Annotated in this window: 22 protein-coding genes and 1 tRNA gene; 16 read left to right on the forward strand and 7 right to left on the reverse strand. The window is 60.5% G+C overall.

Annotated features, from left to right (window positions below; translation table 11 throughout):
• Positions 1–60: 60 nt before the first annotated feature.
• A complete protein-coding gene (locus tag DFO48_RS12815; RefSeq protein WP_114863835.1) occupies positions 61–1,368 on the forward strand; it encodes a Glu/Leu/Phe/Val dehydrogenase in 1,308 nt (435 codons plus the stop codon).
• 210 nt (positions 1,369–1,578) lie between these two features.
• Here the strand turns inward: DFO48_RS12815 and DFO48_RS12820 are convergent.
• A tRNA-Met gene (locus DFO48_RS12820) sits at positions 1,579–1,655 on the reverse strand.
• Positions 1,656–1,836: 181 nt separating this feature from the next.
• Between DFO48_RS12820 and radA the strand changes: the two genes are divergently transcribed.
• From radA to DFO48_RS12860, 8 genes are all read left to right on the forward strand, one after another.
• Positions 1,837–3,222 carry a DNA repair protein RadA gene (gene radA / locus DFO48_RS12825; RefSeq protein ID WP_003071907.1) on the forward strand — a complete coding sequence of 462 codons (1,386 nt, stop codon included), beginning with the start codon at positions 1,837–1,839 and terminating at the stop codon, positions 3,220–3,222.
• A 180-nt stretch (positions 3,223–3,402) separates the two neighbouring features.
• Complete coding sequence (locus DFO48_RS12830) at positions 3,403–3,837, forward strand: hypothetical protein (RefSeq protein WP_003071909.1); 435 nt, start codon at positions 3,403–3,405, stop codon at positions 3,835–3,837.
• Between the two features lie 99 nt (positions 3,838–3,936).
• Positions 3,937–4,875 (forward strand): branched-chain amino acid transaminase, encoded by a 939-nt coding sequence (locus tag DFO48_RS12835; protein WP_003071915.1) that lies wholly within the window; start codon positions 3,937–3,939, stop codon positions 4,873–4,875.
• A 141-nt stretch (positions 4,876–5,016) separates the two neighbouring features.
• Complete coding sequence (locus tag DFO48_RS12840; protein WP_003059801.1) at positions 5,017–5,226, forward strand: zinc-finger domain-containing protein; 210 nt, start codon at positions 5,017–5,019, stop codon at positions 5,224–5,226.
• 79 nt (positions 5,227–5,305) lie between these two features.
• Positions 5,306–6,394, forward strand: coding sequence for a glycosyltransferase (locus DFO48_RS12845; RefSeq protein WP_114863640.1), 1,089 nt, complete (start codon positions 5,306–5,308; stop codon positions 6,392–6,394).
• A 27-nt stretch (positions 6,395–6,421) separates the two neighbouring features.
• Entirely contained in the window at positions 6,422–7,690 is a 1,269-nt protein-coding gene (locus DFO48_RS12850) for an O-antigen ligase (RefSeq protein ID WP_114863641.1), read from the forward strand.
• Entirely contained in the window at positions 7,687–8,697 is a 1,011-nt protein-coding gene (locus tag DFO48_RS12855) for a glycosyltransferase family 2 protein (RefSeq protein ID WP_114863642.1), read from the forward strand. Before DFO48_RS12850 ends, DFO48_RS12855 begins: the two co-directional genes overlap by 4 nt.
• On the forward strand, positions 8,697–9,686 hold the full coding sequence (locus tag DFO48_RS12860; RefSeq protein WP_114863643.1) for a glycosyltransferase family 32 protein: 990 nt from the start codon (positions 8,697–8,699) through the stop codon (positions 9,684–9,686). Before DFO48_RS12855 ends, DFO48_RS12860 begins: the two co-directional genes overlap by 1 nt.
• Here DFO48_RS12860 and DFO48_RS12865 read toward each other — a convergent pair.
• Together DFO48_RS12865 and DFO48_RS12870 are read right to left on the reverse strand one after the other, a co-directional pair.
• The gene (locus DFO48_RS12865; protein WP_114863644.1) at positions 9,655–10,590 is read right to left on the reverse strand and encodes a lysylphosphatidylglycerol synthase transmembrane domain-containing protein; all 936 of its coding nucleotides are present in this window, start codon (positions 10,588–10,590) and stop codon (positions 9,655–9,657) included. The two genes, DFO48_RS12860 and DFO48_RS12865, sit on opposite strands and share 32 nt — an antisense overlap.
• Positions 10,587–11,603, reverse strand: a complete 1,017-nt coding sequence (locus tag DFO48_RS12870) for a glycosyltransferase family 2 protein (RefSeq protein WP_114863645.1) — start codon at positions 11,601–11,603, stop codon at positions 10,587–10,589. Before DFO48_RS12870 ends, DFO48_RS12865 begins: the two co-directional genes overlap by 4 nt.
• A gap of 265 nt (positions 11,604–11,868) precedes the next feature.
• Here DFO48_RS12870 and DFO48_RS12875 point away from each other — a divergent pair, with 265 nt between their 5' ends.
• From DFO48_RS12875 to DFO48_RS12885, 3 genes are read left to right on the forward strand one after another with little or no spacing between them, the layout of a single operon-like run.
• Positions 11,869–13,254: a glycosyltransferase family 39 protein gene (locus DFO48_RS12875; protein ID WP_114863836.1), complete on the forward strand. Its 1,386-nt coding sequence runs from the start codon at positions 11,869–11,871 to the stop codon at positions 13,252–13,254.
• Complete coding sequence (locus DFO48_RS12880; protein ID WP_003071937.1) at positions 13,251–14,261, forward strand: NAD-dependent epimerase; 1,011 nt, start codon at positions 13,251–13,253, stop codon at positions 14,259–14,261. The genes DFO48_RS12875 and DFO48_RS12880 overlap by 4 nt, the downstream gene beginning before the upstream one ends.
• Positions 14,258–15,595, forward strand: coding sequence for a UDP-glucose/GDP-mannose dehydrogenase family protein (locus DFO48_RS12885; RefSeq protein WP_114863646.1), 1,338 nt, complete (start codon positions 14,258–14,260; stop codon positions 15,593–15,595). The genes DFO48_RS12880 and DFO48_RS12885 overlap by 4 nt, the downstream gene beginning before the upstream one ends.
• Before the next feature lie 54 nt (positions 15,596–15,649).
• Here the strand turns inward: DFO48_RS12885 and DFO48_RS12890 are convergent, their stop codons facing one another.
• The 3 genes from DFO48_RS12890 to DFO48_RS12900 all read right to left on the reverse strand — a co-directional run bounded on the left by DFO48_RS12890 (position 15,650) and on the right by DFO48_RS12900 (position 19,102).
• Entirely contained in the window at positions 15,650–16,870 is a 1,221-nt protein-coding gene (locus DFO48_RS12890; protein ID WP_114863647.1) for an ATP-binding protein, read from the reverse strand.
• On the reverse strand, positions 16,870–17,619 hold the full coding sequence (locus DFO48_RS12895) for a response regulator (protein WP_034363143.1): 750 nt from the start codon (positions 17,617–17,619) through the stop codon (positions 16,870–16,872). Before DFO48_RS12895 ends, DFO48_RS12890 begins: the two co-directional genes overlap by 1 nt.
• A gap of 124 nt (positions 17,620–17,743) precedes the next feature.
• Positions 17,744–19,102 (reverse strand): MFS transporter, encoded by a 1,359-nt coding sequence (locus tag DFO48_RS12900; RefSeq protein ID WP_233506390.1) that lies wholly within the window; start codon positions 19,100–19,102, stop codon positions 17,744–17,746.
• A gap of 106 nt (positions 19,103–19,208) precedes the next feature.
• Here DFO48_RS12900 and DFO48_RS12905 point away from each other — a divergent pair, with 106 nt between their 5' ends.
• The 4 genes from DFO48_RS12905 to DFO48_RS12920 all read left to right on the forward strand — a co-directional run bounded on the left by DFO48_RS12905 (position 19,209) and on the right by DFO48_RS12920 (position 23,529).
• Entirely contained in the window at positions 19,209–19,904 is a 696-nt protein-coding gene (locus DFO48_RS12905; RefSeq protein ID WP_114863649.1) for a helix-turn-helix domain-containing protein, read from the forward strand.
• 109 nt (positions 19,905–20,013) lie between these two features.
• Complete coding sequence (locus tag DFO48_RS12910) at positions 20,014–20,886, forward strand: DMT family transporter (protein ID WP_114863650.1); 873 nt, start codon at positions 20,014–20,016, stop codon at positions 20,884–20,886.
• Between the two features lie 37 nt (positions 20,887–20,923).
• Positions 20,924–21,757 (forward strand): M48 family metallopeptidase, encoded by an 834-nt coding sequence (locus DFO48_RS12915; protein WP_114863651.1) that lies wholly within the window; start codon positions 20,924–20,926, stop codon positions 21,755–21,757.
• Between the two features lie 95 nt (positions 21,758–21,852).
• Positions 21,853–23,529, forward strand: coding sequence for an acyl-CoA dehydrogenase family protein (locus tag DFO48_RS12920; protein ID WP_114863652.1), 1,677 nt, complete (start codon positions 21,853–21,855; stop codon positions 23,527–23,529).
• Between the two features lie 6 nt (positions 23,530–23,535).
• On the opposite strand, the gene DFO48_RS12925 is transcribed toward DFO48_RS12920, so the two are convergent.
• Positions 23,536–24,438: a helix-turn-helix transcriptional regulator gene (locus DFO48_RS12925; RefSeq protein WP_114863653.1), complete on the reverse strand. Its 903-nt coding sequence runs from the start codon at positions 24,436–24,438 to the stop codon at positions 23,536–23,538.
• Positions 24,439–24,567: the final 129 nt, after the last annotated feature.

The raw sequence follows: 24,567 nt of genomic DNA on the forward strand, positions 1-24,567 counted from the left end.
AATCCCGGACAGCAAGGGCTTACAACGACCTTGCTCCACTCAGTCAACCAGGCCTACATCATGCAAGCCAAAGACTCTTCAGCGCTGTCCACAGCGCATGCTCTGCCCTCCTACCTCAACTCTGATCATCTCGGTCCCTGGGGCATTTATCTGCAACAGGTCGACCGTGTCACCCCCTACCTGGGCTCGCTGGCCCGGTGGGTGGAAACGCTCAAGCGCCCCAAGCGCATCCTGATCGTCGATGTCCCCATCGAGATGGACGACGGCCGTATCGCTCACTTTGAGGGCTACCGCGTGCAGCACAACCTGAGCCGCGGTCCCGGCAAGGGCGGTGTGCGCTTCCACCAGGATGTGACTCTGTCTGAAGTGATGGCACTGTCGGCCTGGATGAGCATCAAGAATGCAGCCGTGAACGTGCCCTACGGTGGCGCCAAGGGCGGCATCCGTGTCGACCCGCGAAAGCTGTCCAAGGCCGAGCTGGAGCGCCTGACACGCCGCTATACCAGCGAAATCGGTCTGCTGATCGGCCCCACCAAGGACATTCCGGCACCCGACGTGAACACCAACGGTCAGGTCATGGCCTGGATGATGGACACCTACTCCATGAACACGGGCGCCACGGCCACCGGCGTGGTCACGGGCAAGCCCGTGGACCTGGGCGGTTCGCTGGGTCGCGTCGAGGCCACGGGCCGCGGCGTGTTCACCGTGGGTGTGGAAGCCGCCAAGCTCACCGGCCTGAATGTGCAGGGCGCACGCGTGGCCGTGCAGGGCTTCGGTAACGTGGGTGGCACGGCGGGCAAGCTGTTTGCCGATGCCGGAGCCAAGGTCGTGGCCGTGCAGGACCATACGGGCACCATTCAGAACGCCAATGGCCTGGATGTGACGGCATTGCTGGAGCATGTGGGCAATACCGGCGGTGTGGGTGGCTTTGCCGGCGCCGAGGCCATGGATGCGGCCGCCTTCTGGGGCGTGGATTGCGACATCCTGATTCCCGCCGCGCTGGAAGGCCAGATCACTGAGGAAAACGCCGGCCAGATCAAGGCCAAGCTGGTGATCGAGGGGGCCAACGGCCCCACCACTCCTGAGGCCGACGACATCCTCAGCGAAAAAGGCGTGCTGGTTCTGCCCGACGTGATTGCGAATGCCGGCGGCGTGACCGTGAGCTACTTCGAGTGGGTGCAGGATTTCTCCAGCTTCTTCTGGACCGAAGACGAGATCAACGCCCGTCTGGTGCGCATCATGCAGGAAGCCTTTGCCGGCGTCTGGGCCGTGGCCCAGGAGCACAAGGTGACACTGCGCACCGCCACCTTCATCGTGGCCTGCAAGCGCATTCTCCACGCCCGCGAGGCACGCGGCCTGTATCCATAAGAACCCCTTGAGGCGCTACGCGCGCGCCTTCTCCCGAGAGGGACGCCCCTGGCCGGGCGCCCCTCTCTACGCGCTTCGCGCCAAGAGAGGGGTCGGCGGCTTCGCCGGGGCCGCGAGGCGGCTCTTGCTCGGCAACTCTTTGTCGGGATGTGCCTGTTTCAGGCGCGAGCACAACGAAAAAAGCCTTCTGTTTCCAGAAGGCTTTTTTATTGGTTGCGCGAGAAGGATTTGAACCTCCGACCTTTGGGTTATGAGCCCAACGAGCTACCAGACTGCTCCATCGCGCGGTAATTTGTTTCTCAACAGCAGTCGCTGTGTCGATAGGCGCAATTGTAGCCTAAATCGGCCTGTCATGCGGAGCAGTTATATAAACACGCGCTTTTTATGGTTACTGGCTCTGAGATTTGTCGCCCGCTCCGCATTGGCGGCAGCAATTGCCACCCGGGCCAGTCGGTATAGTTGCCGCCCATGGCCAAAGAGAAAACCACTTTCACCTGCAACGCCTGTGGCGGCACCAGCCCGCGCTGGCTGGGCAAATGCCCGGGCTGCGGCGCCTGGAACACCCTGGTCGAGACCGTGGCCGACTCCGCCTCGGGCGGCAAGAATCGCCTGAGCCAGCCCCAGGGCTATGCAGGTCTGGCCAATGCCCAGCCCGTCACCCCGCTGTCGGCCATCGAGGCCCAGGATGTGGCGCGCACCCCCAGTGGCATCGAGGAGCTGGACCGCGTGCTCGGCGGCGGCGTGGTGGAAGGCGGCGTGGTGCTGATCGGCGGCGACCCCGGAATAGGTAAGTCCACACTTCTTTTGCAAGCCATGGATGCATTGCATCGTATTGGCCTGCCCACGCTCTATGTGACCGGCGAGGAAAGTGGCGCCCAGGTGGCGCTGCGTTCGCGCCGGCTGGGGCTGGACAACAGCCAGGTCAATGTGCTGGCCGAGATCCAGCTCGAGAAAATCCTCGCCACCGTGGAGGCCACCCAGCCTGCCGTGGTGGTGATCGACTCGATCCAGACGGTGTATTCGGATCAGCTCTCCTCGGCTCCGGGCTCCGTGGCCCAGGTACGCGAATGCGCGGCCCATCTGACGCGCGCGGCCAAGACCACGGGCATCACCATCATTTTGGTGGGCCATGTGACCAAGGACGGCGCGCTGGCCGGCCCGCGCGTGCTCGAGCACATGGTGGACACGGTGCTCTACTTCGAAGGCGACACGCACAGCAACTTCCGCCTGGTGCGCGCCATCAAGAACCGCTTCGGTGCCGTCAACGAGATCGGCGTTTTCGCGATGACGGAAAAAGGCCTCAAGGGCGTGACCAACCCCAGCGCCATCTTTCTGAGCCAGCACAGCGAGCCCGTGCCCGGCAGCTGCGTGCTGGTGACGCTGGAGGGCACGCGCCCCATGCTGGTGGAAATCCAGGCGCTGGTGGACCAGGGCGGCCCGGCTGCGCGCCGTCTCTCCGTCGGCCTGGACCGCGACCGGCTGGCTATGCTGCTGGCGGTGCTCAACCGCCATGCAGGCGTGGCCTGCGCCGACCAGGATGTCTTCGTCAACGCCGTGGGCGGCGTGCGCATCAATGAGCCTGCGGCTGATCTGTCGGTGATGTTGGCAATCACTTCCAGTCTGCGTGGCAAGTCGCTGCCCAAGGGCTTTATCGCGTTTGGCGAGGTCGGTCTGGCCGGTGAGGTGCGCCCTGCACCGCGCGGCCAGGAGCGACTCAAGGAGGCGGCAAAGCTGGGATTCACCGTCGCCGTGGTCCCCAAGGCCAATGCACCCAAGAAGCCCATCGCCGGCCTGACCATCCATGCCGTGGAGCGCGTGGATGAGGCCATCAACATCGTGCGCGGCATTGGTTGATGTATTTTGATAGCTGCTTGCGCTTATTAGTTATTGATATCAGCTCATAAATGATCTGAAATCGTTGATTGATATACGCCAACAGCTACTGTTTTTAAAAACTCCTTGATCACAGCGGCCCGTGCGGGCATACGCACTGTCCGCAACCTCAAACCCACCCCCTCGTATGACAATAAGCCCATGAATTTGCGCAATATTTTGGTTCCCCTGGGCTTGATCGTGCTGGTGATCGCGGCCTACAACTCTGCGGGCTGGCCCGGCGTGGCGGCCGTGGCAGGCGGCATCATCATGTGGGTGCTACTGCACTTCACGCGCCTGATGACCATCATGAAGAAGGCGTCGGACCGGCCTATCGGCTATGTGGGCAGCGCCGTGATGCTCAATGCCAAGCTCAAGCCCAAGGCTCCGCTGGTCCATGTGGTGGCCATGACCCGCTCCCTGGGCCAGCGCCTGTCCGAAGAAGGCCAGAGCCCCGAAATCTACCGCTGGACCGACGGTACCCAGTCCCATGTGACCTGCGAGTTTGTCGCCGGCCGTCTCATGAAGTGGGAGCTGCAGCGTCCCGAGCAAAAGGAAGACACGGCGGCTGACGTACAAGCAACAGACCGGACATAGGCGCCGACCTCCCCCTAAAATGGCAGCTTCAGGAGACAAGCGCTGCCGCCGACCCGGCAGCAGCGCCCGCCGAACACACAACCCATAGAGGATGGTTTTATGAGCCCTGTTGTTCCCTCGATGTCCGACCGCGACGGAAAGATCTGGATGGATGGCCAGCTGGTGGAATGGCGCGATGCCAAGATCCACGTGCTGACCCATACGCTGCACTATGGCTGCGGCGCCTTTGAAGGCGTGCGCGCCTATGAAACCGCACAGGGCACAGCCATCTTCCGCCTTGAAGAGCACACCAAGCGCCTGTTCAACAGCGCCAAGATCCTGCGCATGCAGATCCCCTTCAGTCAGGAGCAGGTCAACCAGGCGCAGGTCGAGGTGGTCAAGGCCAATGGCCTCAAGTCCTGCTATCTGCGCCCGCTGACCTGGATCGGCGACCGCAAGCTGGGCGTCTCGCCCAAGGGCAATACCATCCACCTGATGGTGGCTGCCTGGGCCTGGGGCGCCTATCTGGGCGAGGAAGGCATGCAGCGCGGCATCCGCACCAAGATTTCCAGCTTCACCCGCCACCATGTGAACATCACCATGAGCCAGGCCAAGGCGGTGAGCAACTACACCAACTCCATCCTGGCCAATACCGAGGCTCTGGACGACGGCTATGACGAGGCCATCCTGCTGGACGCCTCGGGCTTTGTCTCCGAAGGATCGGGCGAGAACATCTTTGTGATCAAGGACGGCGTGATCTACACCCCCGACCTGTCCGCCGGCGCACTCAACGGCATCACCCGCAACACCGTGCTGCACATCTGCAAGGACCTGGGCCTGGAAGTGGTGCAAAAGCGCATCACCCGCGATGAGCTGTATATCTCGGACGAGCTGTTCTTCACCGGTACCGCCGCAGAAGTCACTCCCATCCGTGAAGTGGACCGCGTGCAGATCGGCGAAGGCAGCCGTGGACCGATTACCGAGAAAATCCAGGCGGCCTACTTTGACATCGTCAACGGCCGCAACCCCAAATACGCACACTGGCTCACCAGAGTGTGAATCCCCCTGAGCGGCTTTTCCGCTTCCCCCCCGGGGGACAGCACCGCCGCTGCGGGACGGCCCTTGCTCGGTGCTTCTGATCTCAGTTGCGCCAGCATTGCCGGCCATGCTTCATTTTTGAAAACACGAAAGACACGAGAAATGACCACGAATGCCGTCGTCGAACTGGCCGCCAAAGACCTGAACGCCCAGGGTGGTGTGTTCTGCCCCAGCCCCAAGGCCGATATGAAGCTGTGGAACAGCCACCCCAAGGTCTACCTGGATGTGGCCAAGACCGGCGACGCCAAATGCCCTTATTGCGGCACGACTTACCGCCTCAAGGCCGGTGAGGTGTTTGCTGGCGGGCATTGATTCCCAAAACCCCAAGGCATCTGGTCGCTCCAGCGGACGACCAGATGCTTTTTTCATTTGCGAGTCACGATCGCGAACTATGCGCATTCTTCACTTTGTTACCGGAGGCTTCTCCGGTGCCACCCAAGTCGCCGTAGACCTGAGTCTGGCCGCACTGCGCACACCCGGCTATGAGGTTCTGCTGGTGCTACGCCGCAAACCCAGCACGGATGAGCACAAGATTGATGCCCTGCGCCAGCAAGGTCTTCAGGTTGTCGTGGTCTCCAACTGGCTGCATGCACTGACTGTCTGGGAGCTGCGCAAGATCATTCGCGGATTCAAGCCGGATGCCATGTTCGCTCATGGTTTCAGCGACCATATCTGGGGCCGGCGCGCTGCGGTGGCAGAAGGTGTTCCGCGGATCTTTCACGTCGAACACAATACCCGTGAACGCTACACACCACGCCGGCTGGCTCAAGCACAGGCACTGATGCCTTATACGGAGGCCTGCATTGGTGTCTCGGAGGGCGTGCGTATCAGCCTGATTGAACGCGGCTTTGATCCCGCCAAATGCATCGCCATACCCAACGGAATTGACCTGGAACGCTTTCCAGAATCCACTCTCAAACCTTGGCATGAACGTGAACCAGCCATCATCATGGCATCGCGCTTCGCGCGGCAAAAGGATCATGCGACGCTGATCAAGGCTATGGCGCTTCTCAGAGAGCGCGGATTCAATCCCCAGCTCTATCTGGCGGGAGGCGGTAAGAAGCGCTTGAAAAGCAAGGCTCAATCACTTGCAAACCAGCTCAATCTACAAAATCAAATACAGTTTCTTGGAAATATTTCGAACCTACCCGAACGCCTAGGAAAGACGCAAATTTTTGTCCTTTCCACACACTGGGAAGGCATGCCTCTTGCCTTGGTAGAAGGCATGGCTGCTGGCTGTGCCTGTGTTGTCTCTGATGTCATAGGCGCCCGTGAAGTCATTACGGAAGCAACAGGCTGCAAGGTCCCGGAAAATAATGACTTGGCAATGGCAGACACGCTGCAGCACTTGCTGATGCAGCCAGCCCAGGCAGAAGCCCTAGGCCAGTCGGCACACCGAAAAGCATTCCAAACCTATGGCCGTGAACACATGTGGAATGCGTATCGCGCTTTATTAGCCCCCCATGCGGGGACGGATTGATTCTTGCCTCTTCATTCACAGGCACCAATGAAAACCACAAACCTCCCTCTGCACCTCACATCGCTGGTCGCCTTCCTGATCCCGGCATTCGCACTGTGGATCCGGACAGGTCCATCTTATGGAGCAGCTTTGCTCTTGCTTGGCACACTGTGTTTTATGCTTCGCTGGATCAAAATCCGGCCGGCATCCGGAACATGGGCACTGGCCATTGTTCTTCTCGGTATGGCAGTGCTCTGGTTCGAACTCACCACACAGCAAGGATTTCATCGATGGGACCGACCTATTAAGTGGGCACTCGGTGCTCTGTGCATCTTCTTCGCTGCAGCCTACCCTCCGCGGCCCAACGCATTCTTCTATGGCTTGCCAGTTGGTTGCATAGGAATGGGGGCATTGGCGTTCTGGCAAGTCTTTGGCCAAGGAATGGAACGGGCGACAGGCTATACCAGTGCGATTCCATGGGGAGATACCGCACTTGTGCTGGCTTGCTTTACTGGTGTGTATGCAGCTGTTTTCTGGAAAGAAAAGAGCTGGTCTTGGAGATTGCTGCAAATCTTTTCAGTTATCGCAGGCCTGAGTGCCTCTCTATTATCTCAAGCACGTGGAGGCTGGATTGCACTGGCCCCTGTATTGCTCATGTTTCTATTCATTGGTTGGCAAATGCGCTCGCATTTATTCAGGCCATTGGCTGGGCTGCTATGCGGATTACTGATTGTCTTCCTGTTAATTATTGGAGTCACTCCATCCTTGCGAGCTCACGTCGAAAAAGCCGTAACAGAAGTGAGCCAGTTCTATCAGGACCACAAGGTCGGAACATCTCTTGGGATACGCCTTGAACAATATCGCTTGGCGCTTGAAGTAATTCCGGAAAAGCCTCTTCTAGGCTGGAGTCGAAAGGGTTTCGTTGCAGAAACAGAACGCCGTGTTGCTTTAGGAGATTTTGATCCAGCCATTATTGAATTCAAGGATTTCATTCATAATGAAATCCTTGACAGCTGGGCAAAGACAGGGATCCCTGGAGTATTAATGCAACTAGCAATATATGCTGTCCCTATCTTTCTTTTCTGGCCTAGCAGAAAGCGGTTGAGTCACCTGAAGATACAGGAAGAGTGGCAACAGGCACTTTGCCTTCGCCTTATGGGCTGCTTGATGGGAGTCATGTATCTGAGCTTTGGCATGACAATGCCTTACTTCGCTCACAATAGTGGTACCGTGTTTTTCATTTTCTGTTTGATCTGTTTGTGGTCAGCTCTCCAAGGTTTGGACCGTAAACCAAATGATCAGGTGATGAATCCATGAACTGGTTGAGCATTCTTGTACCTGTTTACAACGTACACCCCTACCTAGAAGAGTGCTTGACTTCTGTTATCGAACAAGCTCCCGCTGATATCCAGATAGTGGTCTTAGATGATTGCTCGACGGATGGCTCATGGGAACTGATGCAGACGCTGGCCTTACGCTGGCCAGGCCGACTGCAACTGCTCCAGCATGAAAATAACAAAGGCCTCAGCGCAGCACGCAACAGCATGATTGAAGCCGCCACAGGAGACTATTTGTGGTTTCTGGATTCAGACGACAAAATTTTGCCTGGCGCCATCGATTACTTGCAGAAAATTGTTAGCGCTCACACTCCTGATATCGTGCTTTGCGACTTCTCCGTTTGGCGCGCCAGGCCCCGCCTCAAACACCGCTTGCGTGGTGAGGCCCATCGACGCAGCTTCCAGGGTCCAGCGGAGCAGTTAGTAGAGGATCAAGGTGTTCTGCTAAGCGGATTGCTCTCAACAGGACAGATGCATGCCTGGTCCAAGGTGTCCAAACGTAGCCTCTGGAATCAATCTCTAAGATTCCCTCCTGATCGCTATTTTGAAGATCTGATGTGCATGCCGCAGCTCGCACTTCGCTGCAAAAACTTTTATTACTGCAACCGGCCTTGGGTTGCATATCGACAACGCACGACAAGCATTCTCTCAAACATGACTCTCAGCAAAGCCAGTGACCAGTCTGCAGCATTGCTTGAGTTCTCCCGTGACTTGCGAAGAAGTCCGCTCCACGCGAATGACACGGTCAACTTGGCTTTGTCACAGCAATGTGCTCGAAACTTTATTGCTGGAATCCGTTTCCTCAAGCATCATCGCAATACTCTACCACCTGAAAAAGTCACCCAATGTGTTGATCAATTCAGAGATGACTTCATACAAGCGTCCCCTTACTCATTTAGAGATCTAATAAATATATACATTCGCCGAGGTTGGTGGCTACGTGCAGCCAAACTATATCGGTTCATGCATTGGAATCCGAATTTCTGATGAATCATATCTCACGTAAAACCCGCGGCGAACTCTGGCTTGCTCGTTGTTTGAAAACCTTCTACGGCCTGAAGACTCGCCATCTTGAAGAAGCGCCAAAGTTGGAATTTTCCAGTTACGGCCCAGAAGCAAGAATTCATTCAGAATTCCGCCCCATACCAAAAATTATCTGGGCTTACTGGAATGGGACGCCTCCTCCCATCGTTCAACGTTGTCTGGATACATGGGAGTTTTTCAATCCGCACTTTGAAATTCGTGTACTTGACGATGTATCAATGCAGACTTATCTGCGCATTGTGCCTTCACAGCTTCACGAGCTCCCACCAACCAAACGCTCCGACTGGATACGCCTGGAACTCTTGCGTCTATATGGGGGAATCTGGCTAGACGCAAGTACAATTCTGACCAGATCACTGGATTGGGTTTTAGAGCAGCAGCAATTCTCAAATGCAGACTTTATTGGCTATTACTTAGAAAAATACACTCAATATCCCCTGAGACCTGTCATTGAAAATTGGTTCATGGCTGCCCCGTCTGGCAGCCCATTTATCACAGATGTACAGCAGGAGTTCTCAACACATGTCATTCCGTTCAGTAACGAAGAATATCTCGAAAACTTAAAGAAATCAGGCATTTATGAGGAGCTGCTGCAAAAAATAGATATGCCTTGGTATCTAAGCCAACATCTTGCAATTCAGCGGGTTTTACATCGAAACTTTAAATATCGACTGTGTTTAGCCAAGGCAGAGGATGGTCCATATTTCCTGCACGCACTAGGTGGCTGGAGTCGTACGCCTCTCAAGCTAAGACTTATGTTCTCTCTCCTTCATCGAGTTCCTGAACTGATCAAATTGCGCTCTCCGGATAGAAAACGCCTAGACCTTTATTTAGAAAAACAGCTTTATGTCCACGGCAGTATTGCGCAACGCTACCTGAAAGATTTGAAGCAGGAGTTGTCTACGACGAGGAGCGAGAAGGAAAACCGATAATCAAGGCTCCCAGGGCTCCCTGGCCCAGCGCAAAGACTCCATAGAGGAGGCCGATGCCAACGGCCAATGCGGCAGGCACGCCGAACGGAGCCAGCGCCGCAACAGCTGCGGCCTCGCGGGTGCCCCAGCCGCCCACACTCACCGGCAATGCCGCCATCAGGAACACGGGCGCGATGACAAAGGCCCAGACAACCAGCGGCAAATGCAGGCCCAGAGCGATCGCGCCGCAGGCCAGCGCCGCAGCAGAGAGCAGTTGCACGAGTGCCGAGGATGCTGCTTGCATCCCCAGTTGCAGTAGGAAGTTCGGGCTGCTTGCTGCCATGCGCACAGGCTCCAGCCATGCACCGGGCAACTTGAACCAGTTGCTGCGCAAGCCCTGCAAAGCGACCCAGGGCAGCAGCAACCACAGCACGATGACGGCAAGCAGCAGGGCGATGAAGACTGCGGTATTCATGTGTACCCAGGGGGCGAGCGTAGAAGCGCAGGCCACAGCCCCCAGGCCACCGATCGCGCACAGCATCCAGAGACCGCTGACACGATCCAGAATCACCGACAGATTGCTGGCCGCCTTGGCCTGCCCAGTCTTCTGCAACGCAATTGCACGATAGACATCGCCGCCCACGACAGCGCCCGGCAGCAGCACATTCAAGCCAATCGCCTGAAAATACCAGCGCATGCCTGAGGCCAGCGCCATCTCGGCCCCAAGCCATTGGGCCATGGCACGCCAGCGCCATGCCGACACTGCATTGGAGGCAAAGGAAACCCCCAAGCCCCCCAGCAGCCACCAGGGATTGGCCTGCTGCAGCCGGCCCCACAGCTGGACCGGATTTGCGAGATAGACAACGGCGGCCAGCAAAGCGATGCCCATCAGGGCCCGGACAAACGCCTTACGCGCCTTGCTCACAGGACCGCAGTCTCGGTTTTCGCGGCCTTGTCTGCAGGCTTGTGTTCGACAGCGCCGTAATCCTTGGCGTGGTACTGAAAGCCGCTGCCCGACTCGTAATAGATACGCGTCAGCAGCTCGCCGATCAGGCCCGCAGCGATGAACTGCATGCCCATGAGCACCAGCATGACCCCAGCCATCAGCAGAGGGCGGCCTCCAATCGCTTCGCCCATGATCTTTTGCGCCAGCAGCCACAGCAGAATCAACACGCCAGGCGTAGCCATCCACAGCCCCATGCCGCCGAAGGCATGCAGCGGGCGCTGGCGAAAGCGCATGAAAAAGACAATGAAGATCAGATCCAGGATCACCCGGAAGGTGCGATCTATGCCGTATTTGGAGACACCGCGCGTGCGTGCATGGTGACGCACCGGAATCTCCGTGATGCGCGCACCGGCATCACGCGCCAGTGAGGGGATGAAACGGTGCATCTCGCCATACAGGCGGATGCGGTCAATGATTTCGCGGCGATAGGCCTTCAATGCACAGCCATAGTCGTGCAGCTGCACATTGGTGAATTTGGAGATCAGGCGGTTGGCCAGCACCGAAGGCAGGCGGCGCGACAGCGCCTTGTCCTGGCGATTCTTGCGCCAGCCCGAGATCATGTCCACGTCGGGGTCGTTTTCCAGGCGCTCCAGCAGCAGCGGAATATCGCCGGGTTCGTTCTGCAGGTCGGCATCCAGCGTGACCACATAACGACCGCGCACCCGGTCGAAACCGGCTTGCAAAGCGCTGGACTGGCCGTAGTTGCGCACCAGACAGACGGCACGCACCCAGGGATGCTGTTCGGCCAGCTCGCGCAGACGCTTGGCACTGCCATCCGTCGAGCCATCGTCCACTGCAATCAGCTCGTAACTCAGTGCCTGGGTGCGCATGGCCTCGTCAATGCGGGCCACCAGATCGGGCAGATTATCGAACTCGTTATATACAGGAACAACGATGGAGACTTCGGGGTTTGAATCGTGCACGGACGTCATGCTGAATGATTGGGGATAACAGTCACCTATACTAACTGAATACCCCATGTGCCATTTGCGCCAGGCCCATTGTTTGGCCTGCAAAGCCAAGCGCAATCGTAAGTGCGCACTATCAAAACATGTGCACCCGCCAAATCCTATGGCATCAAACTCCTCAACTTCTATTCGCCCTGACTGGCAGCAAGCCCTGTATGCCAAGCCATGGATATGGCTGGCCCTTTTGGTGTGCGCCCATATCCTGTCCCGCATCTGCATTTCGGCGGGCATGAAATGGGATGAATCCGAACAGATTCTCTGGGCCCAGCAATTACAGCTGGGCTATGGCCCGCAACCGCCTCTGTATACCTGGATGCAATGGGCGGTCTGCCAGCTTCTCGGCCCTTCGGTGCTGGCTCTGGCTCTGCTCAAACACCTGCTGATCGCCCTGACCTATTGCCTGGCATGGCTGGCTGGCCGGCAGTTGCTGGGTCAGAAAGGTGCCTGGTGGGTTGCCGCAGGTCTGCTGCTGATGCCCCCCTTCGGCTGGGACTCGCTGCGCGATCAAACCCATACGGTGATGGTGACGGCGATGACCATGGGTCTATGGTGGGCTGTGCTGCGCCAGGTGCAAAGGCCGCAAGCCATCAATTTTGTTCTGATCGGCCTCTTCTGCGGTCTGGGCATGCTGTCCAAATACAGCTATGCCATGCTCATTGGCGCCTTGTTCCTGGCCTCCATGACGGTGGCACAGGTGCGTCGCGCCATCTTCGCCAGTGGCTGGTGGCTGGCTCCGCTGGTGGGACTGCTGGTGTTTGCGCCCCATGGCTTCTGGCTGGCTTCGCACTGGGGCATGGCAACCACCGAAACCGTGCAAAAGATGTCCATCTCCACCGAGGCCTCGTATCTGACGGGTCTGGGCAATCTGCTCAAGGCCCTGCTTTCGACCTTGGGCCTGTGGCTGATTGCCGCTCTGGTCAGCTATCGCTCCAGACTCTGGAAACCCGGAACCAAAGCGTCTTTACCGGGCCAGGAATGGGCCTGGCCTTTGCTGCGCAACTACCTGCTCATCATTGCCATCTGCCTGCTGGCCATGGTGCTGGCGGCAGATGTCACAGACTTCAAGCAGCGATGGATGCTGCCTCTGATGGCCATTGCACCCCTGGCCCTCTATGTCTGGCGTCCGACGCTTCTGGAGCAAGGCGTGGGCCGGATGTTCACCACCTTCGTCGTCGTCTTTGCGCTGATCTTTCTGATCATGGCAACACTGCGCCCCTGGCAGGGCGGTCGCAAGAACGATCCCGACGAGCTCAACCATCCGGTCAAGGCCCTGGCCCAGGAACTGCGCAAGGCCGGTTATGACGGCAAGGGAGTCATCGTTGGCTCCGACCATATGATGGCTGCGATGCTGCATTCGCAGTTCCCGCAAACCTACGCCCTGAGCTGCTCTGATGGCGCACAGCTGAGGCAATGTCTGTCTCAGGCCGACACCGATGCCGATGCCGCAGGCGGTCTGCTATTGATTACACGCGCTGACAAGCCCGTGGAGGGCTGGTGGGCCGGCATCTTCACCACACAGACAAAAACCGCAGTGCAGACACTGAGCATCCCTTTCGAGAAAATGCCTGCCAGCGCAACACCTGCGCAATACCAATATCTCTGGATTGCACCATGAATCCCGTTCTGATCACCGGCTGTGCCGGCTTTATCGGCATGCATTGCGCCAAGCGACTGCTTGAGCAGGGCGTGCCCGTGGTTGGCATCGACAACCTCAACAACTACTACGACGTGGCACTCAAGCATGCCCGCCTCGCCGAGTTGCGTCCGCATGCCCACTTCCGCTTTGTGGAGCTCGATGTAGCGGACCGGCAAGGCATGGCCAACCTGTTTGCCCAAGCGGCCCCCTCCAAGGTGCTCCATCTGGCCGCGCAGGCCGGTGTTCGCTACTCCATCGATCAGCCCGACGACTATACCGACTCGAATCTGCTGGGCTTTGGCAATATCTTGCAAGGATGCCGCAAGCACCAGGTCGGGCATCTGGTCTATGCCAGCAGCTCCAGCGTCTATGGCGGCAACACCAAGATGCCGTTTGCCGAAAGCGACGCGGTGGACCACCCCATCAGCTACTACGCAGCCACCAAGAAGGCCAATGAGCTGATGGCTCATACCTATTCGCACCTGTACGGCATACCCACCACAGGCCTGCGCTTCTTCACGGTGTACGGTCCCTGGGGCCGTCCCGACATGGCCTTGTTCAAGTTCACCAAGGCCATACTGGCGGGCGAGCGCATCGATGTTTATGGCGAAGGCAAGCTGGTGCGCGACTTCACCTATATCGACGATATCGTCGAAGGCATCATGCGCGTGCTGGACAAGCCCGCCACGCCCGATGCCGGCTATGACAGCCAGAACCCCAACCCTGGCACCAGCACCGCGCCCTATCGCATCTTCAATATCGGCAACAACGCGCCCACCGTGCTGATGGACTACATCGCGGCACTGGAGGGGTCCCTGCAAATTACCGCCCGCAAGCAAATGCTGCCCATACAGCCCGGGGACATGCACAGCACCTCGGCCGACACGCGTGCCCTGCAAGCCTGGGTCGGCTTCTCGCCAGCCATGCCCGTGGCCACGGGCGTGCAGCATTTTGTGGATTGGTATCGCTCTTTTTATCGCGTATGAAAGTTACTGTCTTTGGTACCGGCTATGTCGGTCTTGTGCAAGGCGCCGTGCTGGCCGATGTGGGCCACCAGGTGCTTTGCGTGGATGTGGATGAGAGGAAAGTCGCAGCACTCAAGGCCGGCCAGATTCCCATCCATGAACCTGGCCTCGATGCACTCGTCACCAACAACCAGCAACTGGGCCGTTTGCAGTTCACCACCAATGCCGCCGAAGGCGTGGCACACAGCGAGTTGATCTTTCTGGCCGTAGGCACGCCGCCCGATGAAGACGGCAGCGCCGACCTGCAATATGTGCTGGCCGTTGCCCGCACCATTGCCAGGCACATGGACGGCCCGCGCATCGTCATCAACAAATCGACCGTGCCCGTGGGAACGGCGGACAAGGTCTCGGCCGTGATTGCCGAAGGCCTTGCACAGCGCAATGTGCAATACCCGTTCGACGTGGTGTCCAATCCGGAGTTTCTCAAGGAAGGCGCGGCCGTGGGCGACTGCCAGCGCCCGGACCGCATCATCATCGGCACCGGCAACCCGGCTTCCGAAGCCAAGCTGCGCGAGCTCTACGCCCCCTTCAACCGCAATCGCGACAAGATCGTGATGATGGATGTCCGAAGCGCCGAGCTGACCAAATATGCAGCCAATGCCATGCTGGCGACCAAGATCAGCTTCATGAACGAGATTGCCAACCTGGCGGAAAAGCTGGGAGCCAATGTGGAGGCCGTGCGCCGCGGCATTGGCAGCGACCCGCGCATCGGCTATCACTTCATCTACCCGGGCGTGGGTTATGGCGGCAGCTGCTTTCCCAAGGATGTGAAGGCGCTGATCCACACTGCCAGGGAGGTCGAGTTCGAACCCCTGCTGCTCAATGCCGTAGAGGACCGCAACCATGCCCAGCGCAATGTGCTGTTCGAGCGCATCAGCGCCTTCTACAACGGCCAGCTTGAAGGCAAGACCATCGCCGTCTGGGGCCTGGCCTTCAAGCCCAATACCGACGATATGCGCGAAGCGCCCAGCCGCAATCTTCTGGAGTCGCTCTGGGCTGCCGGTGCCAAGGTGAAAGCCTACGACCCTGTTGCCATGAAGGAAGCGCGCCGCATCTACGGCGAGCGGGCCGACCTGCAGCTGGTGGATAGCCCTCTGGCTGCCGTGCAGGATGCAGACAGCCTGGCCATCGTGACCGAATGGCAGATCTTCCGTGCGCCGGACTTCGACCTGCTGGCCGCAACGCTGCACGACAAAATGATTTTTGACGGCCGCAACCTCTACGAGCCTGCCCTGCCTGCCAGCCATGGCCTGGGCTATGTCTCCATAGGCCGCCCCGCCCAACCGCCGCGCTGAAACAAAAAAGCCCCGCAGGCCGAAACCTGCGGGGCTTTTTTCTTGAACTGCTGCTCAGGCCAATGGCAGGCTGATCACAAAGCTCGCACCGCTACGGCCGTCGTTGCGTGCCTCGCAATGCACCGTACCACCATGCCGCTCGGCGATCGAACGCACCAGCGACAGGCCCAGGCCCACACCGCCGGATCGCTCACTGGCCCCAGGCAGGCGATAGAACTTCTCGAAGATACGCTCACGCTGCGCCTTGGGAACTCCAGGGCCGTGATCCTCGACACGGATCAATGCCATGCCGTCCTGCTTGGACAGGGACAGCGTGATCTCGCCCTCGCTGTAGCGGCGCGCATTCTCCAGCAGATTGCGCACGGCGCGGCGCAGCAATTTCGCGATCCCCTGCACCTCAAGCGGACCATCGGCCTGCATCTCCAGATCGGCATCGATGCGCGCGCATTCCTCGGCCGCCAGACCGATCAGATCGACCGACTCCACCGTGCCCACATCGACCTCGCTGGAGTCCAGGCGGCTGGCCAGCAGGATCTCGTCGACCAGTTGGTCAAGCTCGCCGATATTGCGCTGGATCTCGGCCTTGGCGCGTGCACTGGCCGGATCGTCCCCCATGAACTCCAGGCCCATGCGGATGCGCGTCAGCGGCGAACGCAGCTCATGCGAGGCATTGGCCAGCAGAGATTTGTGAGACGTCATCAAGGTCTCTATGCGCGCTGCAGCAGCGTTGAACTGGTGCGCCAGATCCGCCACCTCATCGTGACCATGCTCGGGGACACGCACCGACAGGTCGCCCTCGCCAAAGCGCTTGACACCGCGCTGCAGGTTTTCCAGACGCTTGAGCAGACGGCGAATGATGGGGAACACGCCCACAACCACCGCCACGCCGACCAGGCCCAGCATCCACAGAAAGCCGAACGGCGGCCGCAACCAGAAGGCGACGGCACCATCACGCGGGGGAGGGCGGCCCTCACGCCACTCACGTGGCGCCATCCATAGCTCATAGACCTGCCCGTCCCGGGCGGCAATTTCAAAACGCACGCCATCTACGGGAGAGCCGGAGATACGGTTTCCACGCCCCTCCACCAGAACCTCGCCCTCGGGGCCTTTGAGCACCATCTCGCGCGAAGGAGGTGTGGTGCTGTTCTGGGCGCGCTGCTCTTCGGCAATATTCCAGGCCCATGCCACGCAGAGCGTGAGCACGGCCACGCCGACCACCACCGCCAGCCAGATGCGCAGATACAGGCGCTGGGAGAAAGCATGCAGCAGCTTCATCAGTCTTGTTGCTTGGCAAAAACGTAGCCCACACCGCGCACGGTGAGAATGCGCTTGGGAGCCTTGGGGTCGGCCTCGATCGCGGCACGGATGCGGCCCATGTGCACGTCGATGGAGCGGTCAAACGCCTCCAGTTCGCGGCCGCGAACGGCTTCCATGATCTGGTCGCGCGTCAGAACGCGACCGGCGCGCTCGGCCAGTGCCACCAGCAGATCGAACTGGTAGGAGGTGAGATCGGCCTGCTGCTCGCCCACCGACACGGTACGGGCATCGCGATCGATTTCCAGGCTGCCGAAGCGCATGACGGCATTGGCGGGGGTCGCCTGGCTTTCGCTGCCTTTGCGACGCAGGATGGCGCGAATACGGGCCAGCAACTCGCGCGGCTCGAAAGGCTTGGGCAGATAGTCGTCGGCGCCCAGTTCCAGACCGATGATGCGGTCCATGGGATCGCCCTTGGCGGTCAGCATCAGCACCGGGACCTGTGCCGGAGTACCGGGCATGGAACGTATACGACGGCAGACTTCAAGGCCGTCCATATCGGGCAGCATCAGGTCAAGGATCACCAGGTCGGGCAGCTCGACCGAGCCACCATCGCTGGGCTGCAGCTGTTCCAGGCCGCTCTTGCCGTCAGCCATATGGGTCACTTCCAGGCCGTTATTGCCCAGATAATCGCTCACCATTTGCGCCAGGCGAACGTCGTCCTCAATCATCAGAAGTTGGTGCGTGCTCATAGGGGGCAGTGTAGTCATGCTCGCGCCTCGGTATTTCTTCAAGACGCCATGCTGCAGCACGCAGGTGACCTGCTCTTGTCTGGTGCGTAAAGTTGGGTAAACGCCGAGCCGCTCAAAAACAATAGCTGTCAGCGCTTATCCATCAAGCGTCAGAGCCCATTTTTACTCTGGATGCCAGGAAAATCAGCAGCAGCACGGGGAAGCCCATCAGTGCCGTGGTGTGGAAGAACGCCTCGTAACCATAAGCATCGACAAACACCCCCGAGAAGCCCGCCAGCCACTTGGGCGCCAGCAGCATCATCGAACTGAACAGCGCATATTGCGTGGCCGAGTACTGCACATTGGTCAGGCCCGACAGATAGGCGATGAAGGCCGCCGAGGCAATGCCACCCGCCAGATTGTCGGCACTGACCACCCAGACCAGCGCCGAGACATCGTGGCCGCGCGTGGCCAGCCAGGCAAACAGCATATTGGTGCAGGCCGACAGCACCGCGCCCAGCATCAGCACGCGCATCACGCCCCAGCGCACGGCCATGGTGCCGCCCACAAAGCCGCCCAGCAGCGTCATGATGACACCGAACACCTTGGTCACGGCAGCCACCTCTTCCTTGGTGTAGCCCATGTCCACATAGAACGGATTGGCCATGATGCCCATGACCACGTCGCTCACGCGATACAGGCCGATCAGCGCCAGCAGCAGCAACGCCTGCCACCGGTAGCGGCCGATGAAGTCGGCAAACGGAGCAATCAGCGCACCCTTGATCCACTCGGCCGCATTGCGCGCCGGTGCCATGGGACGGGTTTCAGGCTCGGGCGAGAGCAGCACCGTGACCATGCCCACCAGCATGCTTGCCGCCATGGCCGTATAGGCCACATGCCAAGCCTGCACCATATAGCCCTGCACATCCCCCTGCACCTGCGCCGCCACCCACAGCACGCCGGCGCCGGCCCAGATCATGGCCAGGCGATAGCCGGTCTGGTAGGTGGCCGCCAGGGCCGCCTGGTCGTCGAGCTTGGCAGACTCGATACGATAGGCATCCAGCGCAATATCCTGCGTGGCCGAGCCGAAAGCCACCAGCACCGCGCACCACACCAGCGGCTGCAGCGATTGCTTGGGGTCCATGAACGACATGCCGAGCAGGCCCGCCACAATCAGCAGCTGTGAAAACAGCAGCCAGCTGCGGCGACGCCCCAGCATGCGCGTCAGCCCCGGCAGGGGCAGGCGATCCACCAGCGGAGACCATACCCATTTGAATGCATAGGCCAGACCCACCCAGCTCAGGAATCCTATCGTCGTGCGATCGATATCCGCCTCGCGCAGCCAGAAGCTCAAGGTGCCCAGCACCAGCAGCAGCGGCAGGCCGGCCGAAAAACCCAAAGCCAGCATGCGCAAGCTGGTGGGCTGGGCATAGACCTTGAAGGCCTGGCTCCAGCTGCGCTTGGGCTTGATGACGACATCTGCGGAAGTGGGGCTGGTGCTTGTTTGGGACGACTCGGTCATGGTCTGGTTCTCTGAGGCAGAGGGCATTATCGGTTGCCCGCGCCAGTCGCCGGGCGCTACCATTACCGTGACCGCCGTCTCTTTCTGTAAGTAAGCAAGGTTAGCCATGATCCGTGACACAGCATCCCTGCTCCCTGTGCTTGATCAGGCACAGGCATCGGTGCGCAGCTACAGCGGGGAGCACCAGGCCCATGCCCATGACTACGCCCAGATTCTGTTTGCGCTGCAGGGCCGCATGGAGCTGGAGGTGGCCGGCAGACCCAGCTTTGTCGACAGCGCCTGCGGCATGGTCATCCCCGCAGGGGCCGACCATGGCTATCTGGCCGCACCGCAAACCCAGGTACTGGTGATCGATGCGCCCATGGCCCAGGGGCTGGACAAGCTGCGCCGCTTTGCCGTGCCCCCGGCGCTGCGCTTTCCGCAATCGAGCCTGTCGGCCGCCGCTCAGATGGCGTTGGTGCTGCAGGCTCCAACCTTGCTGCAGCGGCGCGGCCTGGATCTGCTGCTGCTGCAGCAACAGGTACAGGCCGCCTTGCATGAGAGCTGGCCCACGGCCCGACTGGCGAACCTGGTGCATCTGAGCGTGGCCCAGTTCCATGCCCGTTTTGTGGAGCTGACGGACCGCACCCCGCAGGACTGGCTGCGCGGCCTGCGTCTGGACGCCGCCGTGCTGCAGCTCAAAAAGGGGACCGCACTTGAAGCGACTGCCCTGCTCTGCGGCTACGCGTCGGCCAGCGCCCTGGCCTATGCATTGCGGCGCGAGCGCGGTGTGACATCGCGCCAGCTGCGCGAGCAACGCTGAGTCGGCCCACTTCAAGCGTTTCTCGACAGATGGGCGGCCCGGGCCCGCGCATGATGGCTCACTCATGTCTGTTACTTCCGCTCTCTCTTCTCCCTCGCCCCGCAGCGCCTTGGGCCCTGTCGGGCTGGTGCTGGCCGCCGCCATGCTCTGGGGCACCACGGGCACGGCACAGCATTTCGCCCCGGCTCAGCTTTCGCCCTACTGGGTGGGCGGCCTGCGCATGGTCATGGCCGCGCTGTTCTTTGTCGCGCTGGCGCTGCTGCTGGACCGAGGCCATGCGCGCCAGCCCATGCGCTGGGCGCGTATCTTGTTCTGCGGCCTCTGCATGGCCATCTACAACCTCAGCTTCTTTGCCGGCGTCAAGGCCAGCGGCGTGGCCTTGGGCACGGCGCTGGCCATAGGCAGCGGCCCTATCTGGGCCGGTCTGATGCAGGCCGTGGTGCACAAGCGCATGCCCAGCCCTCAATGGTGGCTGGGCACCTGCACCGGCGTGGGCGGAGGCATCGTCATGGCGCTGGCCGCCAGCGACAGACAGCATCTGCCATGGGCGGGAATGGCCCTGTGCCTGCTCGCCGGCCTGTCCTATGCCGCCTATGCGCTGGTCAACCAGGCGCTGGTGCTTCAGGCGCGTGTGGCCACGGTCAATGCCTGGGTGTTTGCCTGTGCGGCCCTGCTGTCGCTGCCGGTTTCGGCCTGGCTGGGCGGGCCGCTGCAGATCAGCGCCGAAGGCTGGGCCGTGGTGATCTATCTGGGCATGGTCGCCACAGGCTTTGCCTATCTGCTGTTTTCCGTGGGCTTGCGCGGCATGTCTGCCGCGACCGGCGTGGCACTGAGCAAGGCTGAACCGATCACGGCCTTTGCGCTGTCGCTGCTGGTGGTCGGCGAGCGCCCCGCCTGGTGGTCCGTGCTTGGTCTTCTCGGCGTGATCGGCGGTCTGTGGCTGGTAGTGCAGGCAGAGCGCAAGACTACAGAAACCGTCTGACCAGAGGCAGACTCCAGCTCGCATAGACTTGGCGTCTATGCACGCCCTCATCTCATCCCTGCGCCTGCCCGCCACCCGCAACTGCCTGCTGCTCGCCCTGGCCTGCGCAGCGCTGATGCACGCGCCAGCGCAGGCTCAGGTGGAGGTCGGCAAGGCATCGGTCATGCGCCAGCTGGTGCCGGCCGAGACGCTGGAAAACTCTGCGACCCAGCAGTACCAGGAGCTGCTGCAAAAGGCCAAGGCCCAGGGAGCGCTGGCAGACGCCGGCAACCCGCAGCTGCAGCGCCTGCGCGGCATTGCCCAGCGCCTCATCCCTTATGCCGCGCAATGGAACCCGCGCGCCAGCCAGTGGCGCTGGGAGGTCAATCTCATAGGCAGCAAGCAGATCAACGCGTTCTGCATGCCCGGCGGCAAGATCGCTTTCTATACCGGCATCATCGACCAGCTCAAGCTCACGGACGACGAGATCGCCATGATCATGGGCCACGAGATGGCCCATGCCCTGCGCGAGCATTCGCGCGAGCAGCTGGCCAAGAATCAGGCCACCAGCATAGGCATATCGCTAGGCGCGCAACTGCTGGGCCTGGGCGATATCGGCAATGCCGCGGCACGTCTGGGCGGCCAGTTGCTCAGCCTCAAATTCAGCCGCAACGACGAAAGCGATGCCGATCTGGTCGGACTGGAGCTCGCGGCCCGCGCCGGCTTCGACCCGCAGGCCGCCGTGAGCCTGTGGCGCAAGATGGGCCAGGCCACGGGCGAAGGCGGCATAGGCTTTCTCTCCACGCATCCGACGGGCCCCGATCGCATACGTCAGCTGGAGGGCAATGTGCCGCGCGTCATGGGCTTGTACGAGCAGGCACGCAGGCGGTAGGCCTGTGCGGCACAGCGGCTGAAAACCCGCTTTGCTTCGGCCATGCGGCGCTCTATATTGGCCTGTGACAAGCGCACAGCCACAGGAGTGATCGCATGCAGGCCCTGGACACCCATGACGTCTTCAACCAGTTCGATGAGCTGACCGACATCAACCTGCTGCAGGTCGATACGGCCTTGCAGGAAGTGCTGCAGCGCCAGCAGGCCCAGGGCTTTGCTCCGGCCCTGAGCCGCTTTGCGCAGCAGCTTGGCGAGAAGCAGAACTGGGAGCATGCCGAACTCGCCAACCGCCATACCCCCGAGCTGCAGCGTTTTGACGCACGCGGACGTGTGCTCGATGCCGTGGAATTCCACCCCAGCTGGCATCGCCTCATGGAGCTGTATCGCGAGCAGGGTCTGATCTCCTTGCCCTTTGAGAGCCCGAGCCGCGGTCGCTGGAGCGCCTGGGCCGCCGGTTTCTACCTGCATGGCCAGGTGGAGCAAGGCACTCTATGCCCAGCCACCATGACCACGGCGGCCATCCCTGTGCTGCAAAAAGAGCCCCTGCTCTGGAGCCAGCTGCAAGCCCAGTTGTTCAGCCACGAGTACGACGCGCGCGATCTGCCCTTGAGCCAGAAAAAATCCATCTGGATAGGCATGGGCATGACGGAAAAACAGGGCGGATCGGACGTGCGCGCCAACACCACGGTGGCCCATCCCGTGCATGAGGGCGGCCGCGGCGGCGAGTATCTGCTGCGCGGCCACAAATGGTTTTTCTCGGCCCCCATGTGCGACGCCCATCTGGTGGTGGCACGCATGGCCACGGCAAGCGGTGAGCTCGGCGGTCATGCCTGTTTTTTCGTGCCGCGCTGGCGCCCCGATGGCAGCAAGAACCCTGTGCGTGTGCAGCGCCTCAAGGACAAGGTCGGCAACCGCAGCAACTCCAGCTCGGAAGTGGAGCTGCAGGATGCCTGGGGCATTCTCATGGGCGAGGAAGGACGCGGCATTCCCACCATCATCGAGATGGCCAGCTACACGCGGCTGAACTGCGTGTTGGGCAGTGCGGCCATTGTGCGCAGCGCCACTGTGCAGTCGATTGCCTATGCGCGCCAGCGATCGGCCTTTGGCAGACATCTCGCGGATCAGCCGCTGATGGCTACCGTGCTCGCGGACCTGGCCCTCGAAAGCGAAGCCTCCATGCAGCTCGCCATGCATCTGGCGCAGGCCTATGAGCTGGAGGCCGAAGGCGATCTGCAGGCTCGCGCCTGGAAGCGCATCATGACTCCGGCCGCCAAGTTCTGGGTCTGCAAGCGCTCGGTGGAGATCACGGGTGAAGCCATGGAGGTCTTTGGCGGCAACGGCTATGTGCAGGACAGCATCGTCGCGCGCCTGTTCCGCGAAGCGCCCGTCAACTCCATCTGGGAAGGCTCGGGCAATGTGATGTGCCTCGATGTGCTGCGCGCCATGGGCCGCGAGCCCGAAGCCACGCGCCTGCTGTTGCAGGATCTCAGCGACATGGCTGCCGACCAGCCCCTGCTGGCGGCGATGGCGCAATCGCTGGCCAGGCGCCTGTCTGCGCCCCCTGATGCACTGGAGCCGCAAGCGCGCCGACTGGTGCAGGACTTGTGTCTGCTGGCCCAGGCCTGCCTGATGCACAGGCACGCGCCCGCGGCCATGGCCAATGGCTTCATCCACACCCGCCTGGGCGCACAAGGCGGGGCCATGGTGGTCGGAGCGTTCGACCCGGCTGGGCTCGACATTGCAGCCATACTTGAGCGCGCCCTGCCCGCCTGAATATAGTCAGGCAGCGACCAGCGCCTTCAGCTGCTTGAGGCTTTGCGCCACGCTCTTTCCGCTGGTGTCCAAGACATGATCGGCCTTGGAATAAAAGGCCGATCGACCGTCCAGAATACGGCGCAAATCATCCATGGCCTCGGGGTTGGCCGCCATGGGCCGCGTATCGCCCTGGGCCACGACACGGCTCATATGCTCATCGGGCTGGGCCTGCAGCCAGACCGTGGTGCAGTGGCTGAGCAGTTCGTTGAAGGTTGCGGGGTCCGAGACAATGCCGCCCGGGGTGGCAATCACCACGTCGCTGTAGATCTGCACGGCCTCTTCCAGTGCGCGGCGCTCGTAACGACGATAGGCGCCAGCTCCATAGAGGTCATAAATCTCGCGCACGCTGCAACCCGCCACTCGCTCGATCTCCTGGTTCAGCTCTAGAAACGGCACATTCAACTGCTCGGCCAGCATGCGCCCCAACGTGGACTTGCCCGCGCCGCGCAGGCCTATCAGGGCAACGCGCGAAGCCCGGTGCGGATCACCGATGGGTGCGGTACCCAGAATCTCCCCGGCGGCCAGTCGCACGCGCTTCAAGTCGGCTTCGCTGCGGCCTTCCAGCAGCTCACGCAGCAGCAACCATTCGGCACTGGCAGTCGTCACATCACCCAGCAACTCGGCCATGCTGCACTGAAGTGCATTGGCAATCTGCTGCAACACCAGGATGGAGACATTGCCCGTGCCGTATTCGAGATTGGCCAGATGCCGCTCCGACACCACGGCGGCAGAGGCCAGCCCACGGCGCGTGAGACCGCGGCGCGCGCGCAGATTGCGCACCCTCTCGCCCAAGGCCTGCAGCAGCGGGCTTTTGCCCGCCTCATCCCCTTCCGCAACCGACGCGGATGCCATGTCTAACTGATCCATAAAGCTCCTCAGAGGCCGTGAATGATAAACAGTCGGGGTTAACGCGAATCATGCAATATATTGCTTGACACTGCATTGTCTCGTATTTATCTTTTGATTGCACGCACAATATTGCATGTTTCACCGAAG

Origin of the sequence: Comamonas sp. AG1104 (assembly GCF_003350425.1) — a bacterium.
Lineage (GTDB): Bacteria > Pseudomonadota > Gammaproteobacteria > Burkholderiales > Burkholderiaceae_C > Comamonas > Comamonas testosteroni.